The sequence below is a fragment of the Streptomyces sp. NPDC005151 genome (assembly GCF_053599875.1).
In genome coordinates this window covers 34,174-46,850 of the sequence record NZ_JBSFYR010000012.1, presented here as the reverse complement: position 1 = coordinate 46,850, position 12,677 = coordinate 34,174, and the positions used below count along the sequence as shown (strand labels likewise).

Annotated in this window: 8 protein-coding genes; 2 read left to right on the top strand and 6 right to left on the bottom strand. The window is 69.9% G+C overall.

Going from position 1 to position 12,677, the window contains the following annotated elements:
• Window positions 1-134: 134 nt before the first annotated feature.
• Window positions 135-917 (top strand): LuxR C-terminal-related transcriptional regulator, encoded by a 783-nt coding sequence (locus tag ACWD6R_RS09665; RefSeq protein ID WP_451818202.1) that lies wholly within the window; start codon window positions 135-137, stop codon window positions 915-917.
• A 188-nt stretch (window positions 918-1,105) separates the two neighbouring features.
• Here ACWD6R_RS09665 and ACWD6R_RS09660 read toward each other — a convergent pair whose 3' ends face one another.
• Window positions 1,106-2,008 carry an LLM class flavin-dependent oxidoreductase gene (locus tag ACWD6R_RS09660; RefSeq protein WP_451818201.1) on the bottom strand — a complete coding sequence of 301 codons (903 nt, stop codon included), beginning with the start codon at window positions 2,006-2,008 and terminating at the stop codon, window positions 1,106-1,108.
• Between the two features lie 259 nt (window positions 2,009-2,267).
• Between ACWD6R_RS09660 and ACWD6R_RS09655 the strand changes: the two genes are divergently transcribed.
• Complete coding sequence (locus ACWD6R_RS09655; protein ID WP_451818200.1) at window positions 2,268-3,134, top strand: HAD hydrolase family protein; 867 nt, start codon at window positions 2,268-2,270, stop codon at window positions 3,132-3,134.
• A 31-nt stretch (window positions 3,135-3,165) separates the two neighbouring features.
• On the opposite strand, the gene ACWD6R_RS09650 is transcribed toward ACWD6R_RS09655, so the two are convergent.
• The 5 genes from ACWD6R_RS09650 to hisC form a co-directional block, all read right to left on the bottom strand.
• Complete coding sequence (locus ACWD6R_RS09650) at window positions 3,166-4,872, bottom strand: sensor histidine kinase (RefSeq protein ID WP_451818199.1); 1,707 nt, start codon at window positions 4,870-4,872, stop codon at window positions 3,166-3,168.
• A gap of 95 nt (window positions 4,873-4,967) precedes the next feature.
• Window positions 4,968-8,480, bottom strand: coding sequence for a thiol reductant ABC exporter subunit CydD (gene cydD / locus ACWD6R_RS09645; protein WP_451818198.1), 3,513 nt, complete (start codon window positions 8,478-8,480; stop codon window positions 4,968-4,970).
• Between the two features lie 117 nt (window positions 8,481-8,597).
• Entirely contained in the window at window positions 8,598-9,599 is a 1,002-nt protein-coding gene (gene cydB / locus ACWD6R_RS09640; RefSeq protein WP_451818197.1) for a cytochrome d ubiquinol oxidase subunit II, read from the bottom strand.
• 18 nt (window positions 9,600-9,617) lie between these two features.
• Window positions 9,618-11,126 (bottom strand): cytochrome ubiquinol oxidase subunit I, encoded by a 1,509-nt coding sequence (locus tag ACWD6R_RS09635; protein WP_451818196.1) that lies wholly within the window; start codon window positions 11,124-11,126, stop codon window positions 9,618-9,620.
• A gap of 236 nt (window positions 11,127-11,362) precedes the next feature.
• Window positions 11,363-12,442 (bottom strand): histidinol-phosphate transaminase, encoded by a 1,080-nt coding sequence (hisC, locus tag ACWD6R_RS09630; RefSeq protein WP_451818195.1) that lies wholly within the window; start codon window positions 12,440-12,442, stop codon window positions 11,363-11,365.
• Between the last annotated feature and the right edge of the window lie 235 nt (window positions 12,443-12,677).

Here is a 12,677-nt window from a genome sequence, read left to right as displayed (position 1 = left end):
ATCCGGCTCCGAAGAGCTCGATCCGGACACGCGCACATCGTCCGAGGAGTCGACCCTGGACAGGCTGGTGGCGCTGGGGATCGCCACCCGGAACACCCATGGTGCGATAACGTCCGGCCCCTCCACCCCGGGCCGTGGACGCCCTCTTCGACGGTCGTCTGCGCCGCCTGCGGGAGGACTTGGAGGCCGAGGCCACGAGACACTCGGTCATCGAGTCCCTGTTCCTGGAGCGCTGGACGGCCGCTCCGTCGCCCCGCGCGGACGCTGACGACCACGGCCAGATGATCACGCAGCTGCACGGGATCGAGGCGGTCCGGGAAGCCATCGACGAGCTGACCTTCTTCGCCCGGACCGAGGACCTGACCACAGAGCCGACCGGGCTCCTGACCGAGGAGTCGATCGCCGTCTCGCACCCGATCAACATGCGGTTGCTGCGCCGCGGTGTGCGCATGCGCATGATCATGGGGTCGGCGATCACACAGGACGACACCACCCTCACCTACATGCGTGACCTGGTCTCGCACGGAGCCGAGGTGCGGATCTCCCACCACCCGATCGAGCGCGTGATCATCGTCGACCGGTCGGCCGCGCTGACCCCCATCGACCCGGCCCACACCTCAGTGGGAGCCCTGCTCGTGCGCGAGCCCGGCCTGGTGGCCACCTTGGTCACGCTCTTCGAGCGCATGTGGGAGGCCGCGGAGGAACTCCCCGGTGAGGACACGGACATGCCGTCCGACATCGAACGCGAGATTCTCGCCATGCTCAGAGAAGCCGACAAGGACGAGACGGCGGCGCGCCGCCTCGGCGTGTCCGTGCGCACCTACCGCAAGTATCTGGCCACCATCATGCGCCGCCTCGGCGCCGCCAACAGAGTGGAGGCCGCGCTCCTCGCGCACGAAAAGGGCTGGATGAACTGAGGCAGGAGCACGAACGCGACCTCCGGCCAACGCGGCAGACTGGCCACCGAAGGCGCCGGTCTGCCGCATCGGGGCCGTTGGCTCACCGGCTCAACGTGGCGAAGCCAGTTAGGCAGTGGCAGCGCCAACGTGCCCAGGCGGCGCGCTCCCGTGGCCATCCACCGCGCCGGCTAAGCAGTGATCGACATTCAGCCCAGTTGGCCGAGGGCCTCGGTAGCGATGTCCTCGAAGACGGTCTGGTCGGCGGCGAAGTCGGAGTCCGCGATCGGCCAGTGGATCACGATCTCGTTGAAGCCGAGCTCGCGGTGGCGCCCGGCGAAGTCGACGAAGGCGTCCACGGACTCCAGCGGCCGGCCCCGGTCCGGGGTGAAGCCGTGCAGCAGGATCTTGTCGAGCTCCGTCACGTCCCGGCCGATCTCCGCGCACGCCTTGCCGAGCTTCTCGACCTGGCCCCGGATCGCCTCGACCGACTGCTCGGACGTGCCCTCCTCGTACAGCTTCGGGTCACCGGTCGTCACCCACGCCTGCCCGTACCGCGCGGCGAGCTTCAGGCCGCGCGGGCCGGTCGCCGCCACAGCGAAGGGGAGCCGCGGCCGCTGGACGCAGCCGGGGATGTTCCGCGCCTCCACCGCCGTGTAGAAGTCGCCCCGCTGCGAGACCGCGCCCTCGGTGAGAAGCCGGTCGAGCAGCGGCACGAACTCGCCGAAGCGGTCCGCCCGCTCCTTCGGCGTCCACGCCTCCTGCCCGAGCGCGGTGGCGTCGAAGCCATTGCCGCCGGCCCCGATGCCGAGGGTGATCCGCCCGCCGGAGACGTCGTCGAGCGAGATCAGCTCCTTGGCGAGGGTCACCGGGTGGCGGAAATTAGGTGACGTAACAAGGGTGCCCAGGCGCAGCCGGTCAGTGGCCGTGGCGGCGGCGGTGAGGGTGGGCAGCGCGCCGAACCAGGGGCCGTCCCGGAAGCTGCGCCAGGACAGGTGGTCGTAGGTGTACGCGGCGTGGAAGCCGAGTTCCTCGGCGCGCTGCCACTTGACGCGGCCTCCCTCGTGCCAGCGGTCGACGGGCAGGATCGCGGTGCTCAGGCGCAGGCTCATGCCACCGAGCCTACGTCGGACTCAGACATGTCTCCCCGTAACTCCGGAGCGTCACAGCCTCACGCTTCGATCAGGGCTTCCCAGGCAGCAGCGATCCTGTCTGGGGCAGGGTGAGCGGCTCCTGCCCGGCCTGCCTACCACCGGCTGCCCTCTCATCACCCCTGACATGCGTCAGGCGTGTTCTCCTGGCCAGGGGCGTGCATCCTCAAATGCGCGCCCCTCCGCACACCCGTGCACCCCTGTACGGGAGAATGGCCGGGTGACCTCAGCTACCGACTCGCCTCTGCCTGCCGCTCCCCGGCTGATCGCCACCGACCTGGACGGCACTCTGCTGCGCGACGACAAAACCGTCTCGGACCGCACGGTCGCGGCGCTGGCCGCGGCCGAGGAGGCCGGGATCGAGGTCTTCTTCGTCACCGGCCGCCCGGCCCGCTGGATGGACGTCGTCAGCGACCATGTCCACGGCCACGGCCTGGCGATCTGCGCGAACGGCGCCGCGATCGCCGACCTGCACGCGGGCGGCAGGCTGCTCAAGGTCCGCCCGCTGGAACGCGCCGCGGCCCTCGATGTCGTCCACGCCCTGCGCGCGGCCGCTCCGGGTACCTCGTTCGCTGTCGAGCTGACCACCGGCATCCACTACGAACCGGCCTACCCGCCGTTCCATCTCGACCCGGGCGCCACCGTCGCCACTGCCGAGAAGCTCCTCCACGAAGAGACGCCGGGCGCCGGAGCCCCCGTACTGAAGCTCCTCGCACACCACGCCGAACTGGCCCCGGACGACTTCCTCACCGTCGCGCACACAACAGCCGGTGCCCGGGCGTCCCTCACCCGGTCCAGCCCGACGGCCCTGCTGGAGGTCAGCGGTCTCGGCGTCTCCAAGGCCAGCACCCTCGCGCTGTGCTGCGCCGAGCGCGGCATCTCGCCCGAAGAGGTCGTCGCCTTCGGGGACATGCCGAACGACGTGGACATGCTGAGCTGGGCGGGCACCTCGTACGCGATGGGCAACGCCCACCCGGCCGCGGTGGCCGCCGCCTCCGGGCGGACCGTCACCAACGAGGAGGACGGCGTCGCGATCGTCATCGAGCGGCTCGTGGCCGAGCGCCGGAGGTACCCCAGCCAGAGCTGAAGGGCCCGGGCCCGAACGCCCGACGAGGACCTCAGAGCGGCGCCTCCCACACCACGGTCGTGCCGCCCCCGTCCTCGCCGAGGCCCGGCCCGAACCAGCTCGACCCGCCCAGCGACTCCGCCCTGCGCGCCAGGTTCCGCAGCCCGCTGCGCCGCCCGCCCTCCGGAATGCCCGCCCCGTCGTCGGCGACCGACAGCCGCACCGCGTCGCGTCCGTCGGGCAGCGTGACGGTCGCGTCGACGACCACGTCGATCAAGGACGCCTCGGCATGCCGGAAGGCGTTGGAGAGAGCCTCCCGCAGCGCCGCGATCAGGTTCTTGCCGGTCAGCTCGCCGACCAGCGAGTCGACCGGGCCGAGGAAGCGGTGCGACGGCTTGAAGCCCAGCGGGACGGCCGCCATGTTGATCTCGCGCAGGACGCGGGTCCGCAGCCCGGACGGCGCCTCAGCCGGTTCCTGCTGCAACGCGAAGATCGCGGTGCGGATCTCCTGGATCGTCACGTCCAGTTCGTCCACGGCCCGCCCCACTCCGGTCTGCACCTCGGGTACGACCGACCGGCGCTGGGCGCTCTCCAGCATCATCCCGGTGGCGAACAGCCGCTGGATGACCAGGTCGTGCAGGTCGCGGGCGATTCGGTCGCGGTCCTCGTAGACCGCGAGCCGCTCCCGGTCCCGCTGCGCCTCGGCCATCATCAGCGCGAGTGCGGCCTGCGAGGCGAACTGTGTGGCCAGCGTCCGCTCGGTCTCGGTGAACGGCCGGTCGCCCCGGGCGCGCGGGGTGGCGAGCGCGCCGAGCACCCGCCCACCGCTGTGCAGCGGCAGCAGCATGTTCGGGCCGAACTGGTGGGCCAGCCTGGTGATCATGCGGGAGTCGGTGGCCGAGTCGTCTATGAAGACCGCCTCGCCGGCCAGCAGCTTCGCCACCACCGGGCTCTCCGGACCGATGATCATCCCGAGCGAGGCGGACGGGCTGTCGGCGGAGACGGCGACGATCTCCAGACCGCCCTCCTCGGCCGGCAGAAGCACGATCCCGGCAGCGGAGGCGGCGAGATGGCGGGCCTGTTCGGCGACGACGGCAAGCGCGTCGTCCGCGTCCCCGCCGGAGAGCAACGCGGTGGTCACGGCCACCGATCCGTCGATCCACCGCTCGCGCTGGCGCGCCGCCTCGTAGAGCCGGGCGTTGCCGATGGCGATCCCCGCCTCCGTGGCGAGCACCCGCACCATGTGCAGGTCGTAGTCGTTGAACTCGCCCCCGCCCTCCTTCTCGGCCAGATAGAGATTGCCGAAGATTTCTCCCTGCACGCGGATGGGGACCCCGAGAAAAGTCCGCATCGGTGGATGGCCGGCAGGGAATCCGGCGAACCTCGGATCGGCCGTCAGATCTGCGAGCCGCACCGGTGCCGGGTCGTGAATGAGTGCGCCGAGCAGTCCCCTCTGACCGTCGGGCCGGTGGCCGATCTCGGCTTCCACCGCCTCCGACACCCCGTACGTGAGGAAGTCGGAGAGGCCCTTGCCCTTGGTGTCGACGACGCCGATGGCGGCGTAGCGGGCGTGGGCGAGTTCGGCAGCGGTCTCGCAGATCCGGTCGAGGGTGGAGTGCAGTTCGAGACCGGTGCCGACGGAGCGCATGGCTTCCAGCAGCTGCGGGACGCGGGCGGTGAGCTCGGTGGACAGGCCCTGCAGGCTGCGCGTCGCCTGCGTCGCGGCTTCGAGTGAGTCCTTCGGGTCCGGCTCTGACATACCCAGAGCCTAGTTAGTCCCTTTTGGGGAGGAAAGTCGGCCGATGGTCCGGCAAACCGCTACGGCCCCTGCCCGACGGGCCTGCCCGGGTGCTTCTACGCCCGTCCTACGGGAGCCGGGATCCGTACGGTCTCCTGTTCGCGCTCCAGCATCCGGCTCAACGGCCCCTCCACCGTCTCGAGATCGGTGTACGGACCGCGCTGCACGATCCTGCCCGCGTCCATCACGACCACCTCGTCGACCGCTTCAAGCCCTGCCAGCCGATGGGTGATCAGAACCGTTGCGCGGCCCCGGGTGGCGGCCAGCAGATCCGCCGTCAGGGCGTCCGCCGTCGCCAGGTCGAGATGTTCGGCGGGCTCGTCCAGGACGAGTACGGGGAAGTCGGCGAGGAGCGCCCGGGCGAGCGCGAGCCGCTGACGCTGGCCGCCGGAGAGGCGGGCGCCATGCTCGCCGACGAGCGTGTCGAGCCCGTCGGGCAGCGCCTGCACCCAGTCGAGCAGCCGTGCCTGCGCGAGGGCGTCCCGCAGTTCGTCGTCCGTCGCGCCGGTACGGGCCAGCCGCAGGTTCTCCCGGATGGAACTGTCGAAGACATGGGCGTCCTGGGCGCACAGCCCGACGAACCGCCGGACAGTGTCGCCGTCCAGTGCAGAGGCCTCCACACCACCGATCCGGTACGTCCCCGACCGCGCGTCCAGGAAGCGGAGCAGGACCTGCGCGAGGGTGGTCTTCCCCGAGCCCGAAGGGCCGACGACGGCGATACACCGCCCGGCGGTCAGCATCAGGTCGACGGAGTCCAGGGCGTCCCGCGACGCTCCTGCGTACCGGGCCGCCAACCCGCGTACCTCCAGCGGGAAGGGAGAGGCGGGTGGATCGGCCGGGGCGGCGGGTTCGAGCACCGGCACCGGGGCGTCCAGCACCTCGTACACCCGCTCCGCACTCCGCTTGACCCGCTGCCGGTACTGCACGGCGAGCGGCAGGCCGGTCACGGCCTCGAACGCGGCGAGCGGGGTGAGCACCACCACCGCGAGCTCCACTCCCGCCAGCCGCCCGTCGAGAACCGCCGGCACGGAGACGAGTGCGGCAGCGACAACCGTCAGACCGCAGATCGCGGCGGAGAGCCCGCCCCCGAGCGCGGTGGCCGTTGCCGCCCGGGCCGCGATCCGGGTCAGGACGCTGTCGGCTTCGCGGGTCCGCGCCGAACGCGCGGGCAGGGCACCCGCGACGGTCAGTTCGGCGGTCCCGCCGAGCAGATCGGTGATCCGGGTGGCCAGATCGGCTCGCGCGGGCGCCAGTTGACGTTCTGCGCGGCGGGCGCAGGCGCCGGTCACCAACGGCACCCCGACCCCTGCCAGCAGCAGCCCGGCAGCGAGCACGACGCCCGCCTGGGGCAGCAACCAGCCGGTGAACCCGGCGGCCGCCACCCCCACGACCGCCGCGGTCCCGGCAGGCAGCAGCCACCGCAGCCAGTAGTCCTGCAGCGCGTCCACATCGGCGACGAGCCGGGACAGAAGGTCTCCGCGCCGGGTCCGGGCCAGCCCGGCCGGCGCGATGCGTTCCAGTCCGCGGTACACGGCGACGCGCAGCTCGGCGAGCATCTTGAGCACCGCATCGTGCGAGACGAGACGCTCGGCGTAGCGGAAGACGGCGCGGCCGAGCCCGAAAGCACGGGTCGCGGTCACGGCGACCATCAGATAGAGCACCGGGGGCTGTTCGGAGGCGCGGGAGATCAGCCAGCCGGAGACAGCCATGAGCCCGACGGCCGAGCCCAGGGCGAGGCTGCCCAGCAGCAGCGCAAGCGCCAGCTGTCCGCGGTGTGCCCCTGCGGCCTCCCGGACCCGGGCGAGCACCTGGCCGGACCGTGCCGCGGTCTCCCGCAGCGCCTCGGGCTCCCGCACGCCTTTGGCTACGTCATCGGAGGCGCGCGCCGGTCCGTCCACCCCGACCGGCTCCGTGGCCGCCGCGCGTTCCGGTGCCACGCCCGGTGCCAGTGTCACCACCCGGTCGGCGACCGCGAGCAGCGCCGGCCGGTGCACGACGAGCAGCACGGTCCGCCCCGCTGCCAGCCTCCGTACCGCGTCGACGATCCCGGCCTCCGTCTCGCCGTCCAGGCTCGCGGTCGGCTCGTCGAGCAGCAGCAGCGGCCGGTCGGCGAGGAACGCCCGCGCAAGCGCAAGCCGTTGCCGCTGGCCGGCGGAGAGTCCCGTGCCGTCCTCGCCGAGCAGTGTCTGCACACCGTCGGGAAGGTCCGCCACGAAGTCGTACGCCCCCGCGTCCCGCAGCGCCGCCGTGACCGCGCTGTCGTCCGCGTCCGGTCGGGCCAGCCGTACGTTCTCCGCGATCGTGCCCGCGAAGAGATGCGGGCGCTGCGGAACCCAGGCGATCCGCTCCCGCCAGCGCTCGGGCGCAAGTCCCGCCAGATCCGCGCCGCCGACCCGCACCCGCCCTTCGTCGGGCTCCGCGAACCCCAGCACGACGTGGAGCAGTGTGGACTTCCCGACACCGCTCGGGCCGACCAGGGCGACGGTCTCCCCCTCCTCGACCACCAGCGAGGCCCCGTCCAGCGACGGAGCGGTACGGCCCTCGTGCCGTACCGTCACCCCCTCCAGCTCCAGCCTCAGCGACTGCGGGACGTCCGCCGTACCGCCCGCCCGCACCTCGGTCTCCAGGACCGCAAAGATCTCCTCCGCGGCTGAGAGCCCCTCGGCGGCGGCGTGGTACTGCGCCCCGACCTGCCGGATCGGCAGGTATGCCTCGGGCGCGAGGATCAGCACCACCAGGCCGGTGTAGAGGTCCAGTTCGCCGTGCACGAGCCGCATGCCGATGGTGACGGCGACCAGCGCCACCGACAGGGTGGCGAGAAGTTCCAGGGCGAAGGAGGACAGGAACGCGATCCGCAGAGTCCGCAGAGTGGCCCGGCGGTACTGCGACGTGATGGTGCGGATGGACTCGGCCTGGGCCTTGGCCCGGCCGAAGACCTTCAGCGTCGGCAGTCCGGCGACCACGTCGAGGAAGTGTCCGGAGAGCCGGGAGAGCAGCCGCCACTGGCGGTCCATCCGGGACTGGGTGGCCCAGCCGATCAGGATCATGAAGAGCGGGATGAGCGGCAGCGTGATGACGATGATCGCGGCCGAGACCCAGTCCTCGGTGACGATCCTGGCGAGGACCGCCACGGGCACGACGACCGCGAGCCCGAGCTGCGGCAGGTAGCGCGCGAAGTAGTCGTCCAGTGCGTCGACACCGCGGGTGGCGAGCGCCACCAGAGAGCCGGTGCGCTGCCCGCTCAGCCAGTCCGGTCCGAGCGCCGCGGCGCGGTCGAGCAGCCGGCCGCGGAGCTCGGACTTGACCGCCGCACTGGCCCGGTACGCGGCGAGCTCGGTCAGCCAGGAGACCAGCCCCCGGCCGAGCGCGACCACCGCCAGCAGCATCAGCGGGGTCCGCAGCTCGGTAACGGTCAGCCCGTCCTCGAACCCGCCCACCACCACTTCGGCGATGAGCATGGCCTGGGCGATGACCAGCGCCGCCCCGACCACTCCGAGTGCTACCACGGCCGCCAGGAAGAGGCGGGTGGCACGGGCGTAGTGGAGAAGGCGCGGGTCGATCGGTTTCACGTGAAACATCCCCAATGAGCTCGGGCGGTGGACCAGGCGGGACGTGTCGGACCGTCCCCAGGACGTGTCCGGCGGATCGGGCTCGGCCGCGATCCGCCGGGACGCGTCCTCGGCGCGTCAGTGCGCTTCGGCGATGTGCTGCGTACCGATCCGCTTGCGGAACACCCAGTATGTCCAGCCCTGGTAGATCAGCACCACGGGAGTAGCGATCCCCGCGCACCAGGTCATGATCTTCAGGGTGTACGGGGTGGACGAGGCGTTGGTGACCGTGAGGCTCCAGGCGTCGTTCAGCGAGGACGGCATGACGTTCGGGAAGAGCGCCAGGAAGAGCATCGCAACCGCAGCCGTGATGGTCAGCCCGGAGAGCGCGAACGACCAGCCCTCGCGCCCCGCCGCGACGGCACCGATCGCTCCGACCAGCGCCATCACGGCGATGATCAACGCAAGCAGGCTCCAGCCGTCGCCGTGGTCGACCTGGGTCCAGATCAGGAAGCCGAGGGCGAGCACCGCGGTGACCAGCCCCAGCTTGAGTGCCAGCCTCCGCGCCCGCTCCCGGATGTCTCCGACAGTCTTGAGCCCCGCGAACACCGCACCGTGGAAGGTGAAGAGGAAGAGCGTGACCAGTCCGCCGAGGATCGCGTACGGGTTGAGCAGGTCCGCGAAGTTGCCCACGTACTCCATGTCGGCGTTGATCTTCACGCCGCGGACAATGTTCCCGAAGGCCACACCCCAGAGCAGGGCGGGGATCAGCGAGGTCCAGAAGATCGCGTTTTCCCAGTTGTTCTGCCACCGCTCCTCGGGCCGCTTCGCCCGGTACTCGAAGGCGACACCGCGCACGATCAGGCAGAGCAGGATGATCAGCAACGGCAGGTAGAACCCGGAGAACAGCGTCGCGTACCACTCGGGGAAGGCGGCGAACGTCGCGCCGCCCGCGGTGAGCAGCCACACCTCGTTCCCGTCCCAGACGGGCCCGATCGTGTTGATCAGGACCCGCCGTTCCTGGCGGTCACGGGCCAGCAGCTTGGTGAGGACACCGATCCCGAAGTCGAATCCCTCCAGGAAGAAGTAGCCGATCCAGAGGACGGCGATGAGTACGAACCAGACGTCGTGGAGTTCCATCTCTCAGCTCCTCTGCTCTCAGTAGGAGAAGGCCATCGGCCGGTCGGCGTCGTGGTCGTCGCCGCCGATCTTGGTGGGCGGGTTGAGGTCGGACTCCGTGAGTTCCGGCGGTCCGGCCTTGATGTACTTCACGAGCAGCTTGACCTCGATCACGGCGAGCACCGCGTAGAGCAGGGTGAAGAGGATCATCGAGGTGAGTACCTCACCCTGCGAGACGCCGGGGGAGACCGCGTTGCGCGTCTGCAGCACCCCGAAGACGACCCAGGGCTGGCGGCCCATCTCGGTGAAGATCCAGCCCCAGGAGTTGGCGATCAGCGGGAAGAGGAGCGTCCACAGGGCGACGATCCAGTAGAGCTTGGTGAGCTTCGGGCTCAGCGCCTTTTTCTTGAAGAGGACCAGGTGCGGCACTTCGTCCTCGCCGGTCTGCAGCCCCGGTGGCAGCATGAACTTCTTCCGCGTCAGCCACAGTCCGAGCAGGCCGAGGCCGAAGGACGCCATGCCGAAGCCGATCATCCAGCGGAAGCTCCAGAAGGCGACCGGGATGTTGGGCCGGTAGTCGCCGGGGCCGAACCGTTCCTGCTGGGCCTTGTTGATGTCGTTGATGCCGGGGACGTACGAATTGAAGTTGTCGTCCGCGAGGAAGGACAGTATCCCCGGGATCGAGATCTCCACGGTGTTGTGGCCCTTGGCCACGTCTCCGACCGCAAAGATCGAGAAGGGTGCCGAGTACTGCCCCTCCCACAGCGCCTCGGCCGCGGCCATCTTCATCGGCTGCTGCTTGAACATGACCTTGCCGAGCGTGTCACCGCTGACGGCGGTGAGCAGGCCGGCGATCACGACGGTGACCAGTCCGAGCCGCAGCGAGGTGCGCATCACCGGGATGTGCTTCTTGCGCGCCAGGTGGAAGGCGGCGATGCCGACCATGAACGCGCCGCCGACCAGGAAGGCCGCCGTGATGGTGTGGAAGAACTGGGCGAGAGCGGTGTTCTGGGTGAGCACATGCCAGAAGTCGGTGAGCTCGGCCCGGCCGCGTTCCTTGTTGATCCGGTAGCCGACCGGGTGCTGCATCCAGGAGTTGGCCGCGAGGATGAAGTACGCGGAGAGGATGGTTCCGATCGCGACCATCCAGATGCAGGCGAGGTGGATCTTCTTCGGCAGCCTGTCCCAGCCGAAGATCCACAGCCCGATGAAGGTGGATTCGAAGAAGAAGGCGATCAGCGCCTCGAAGGCGAGCGGAGCGCCGAAGATGTCGCCTACGAACCGTGAGTAGTCGGACCAGTTCATGCCGAACTGGAACTCCTGGACGATGCCGGTGACGACGCCCATGGCGATGTTGATCAGGAAGAGCTTGCCCCAGAACTTGGTGGCCCTGAGGTACTTCTGATTGTTCGTCCGCACCCAGGCGGTCTGCAGGCCGGCGGTGAGCGCGGCGAGCGAGATCGTCAGAGGAACGAAAAGGAAGTGGTAGACGGTGGTGATACCGAATTGCCATCGCGCGAGGGTCTCGGGCGCCAAAGCCAGCTCCACGTCGTCTCTCCTTACGTCGCCGTAGTCACAGCGGCAGTTTGCCCTGTTAATCCGACCCATCGCCGGAGGAACAGGACACGCTTGTGAACGCGTTCACATTCACAAGCATTATGGCGCACAGGCTTTCGGGATGTTCGAGGGGGGTCCCCTATCGGGACGCTCCACGCGAAGGCCCCGCACCTCCAAGAAACGAGAGGTACGGGGCCTTCCGGTACACCCGGGCCGGATCCGCCGCGCTACAGCTCCTTGCGGTACGCCTCCGCCACCCTCAGGAACACGTCGTTCGCCTCGTCCTCACCGATCGAGACCCGCACACCCTCGCCCGCGAACGGCCTGACCACGACGCCGGCCCGCTCGCAGAACCCGGCGAAGTCGACCGTACGGTCGCCCAGCCGGAGCCAGACGAAATTGGCCTGGGACTCCGGAACGGTCCAGCCCTGGTCCACGAGAGCCTTGTGCACCCGGACGCGCTCGCAGACCAGGGAGCCGACCCGGCCGAGGAGTTCGTCCTCGGCGCGCAGCGAGGCAACCGCCGCGTCCTGCGCCAGCTGGCTGACCCCGAACGGCACCGCCGTCTTGCGCAGCGCCGCCGCCACCGGCTCGTGGGCCACCGCAAACCCGACCCGCAGACCGGCCAGACCGTAGGCCTTGGAGAACGTCCGCAACACCGCCACATTGGGCCGGTCCCGGTAGATCTCGATGCCGTCCGGCACATCGATGTCGCGGATGAACTCCTTGTACGCCTCGTCCAGCACCACAAGCACATCGCCCGGCACCCGGTCCAGGAACCGCTCCAGCTCGGCCCTGCGCACCACGGTCCCGGTCGGGTTGTTCGGGTTGCAGACGAAGATCATCCGCGTGCGGTCCGTGATCGCGTCCGCCATCGCGTCGAGGTCGTGCACCTCGCCGTCGGTGAGCGGAACCTTCACCGAGGTCGCTCCGCTGACCTGGGTGATGATCGGGTACGCCTCGAAGGAGCGCCAGGCGTAGATGACCTCGTCGCCCGGGCCCGAGGTGGCCTGGAGCAGCTGCTGCGCCACCCCGACGGAACCGGTGCCGGTGGCGAGATGCGAGATGGGCACACCGAACCGGTCGGCCAGCTCGTTCATCAGACCGGTGCACGCCATGTCCGGGTAGCGGTTGAAGTTCGCGGCCGCGGCCAGGGCGGACTCCATCACCCCGGGCAGCGGCGGATACGGGTTCTCGTTGGAGGACAGTTTGAACGCGACCGGTCCGCCGGCCGCCGCCGGCCTGCCCGGCACATAGGCAGGGACGCCGTCCAGCTCGGCGCGCAGCTTGGGGCTCGTCTCGCTCACTGCAGGTCCTCCTCGACCGTCGCACACATCAATACTGCTCACCTTATGAGGATTGCGCGCCTGTGCGAATGGCAGAGCGGAGGAATCGTCCGGTGGGCCCAGGAATGGGGGGAGCGTTCCTCGTACCGGCGCGCGCCGGTGGCTCACTCCGTGGCACGCATCCCTCGAAGAGGTGAGTTGAGACCGCTTCGAAGCATCGACTATTTAGTAGGCCCATCCTCCTCAGTACATGACA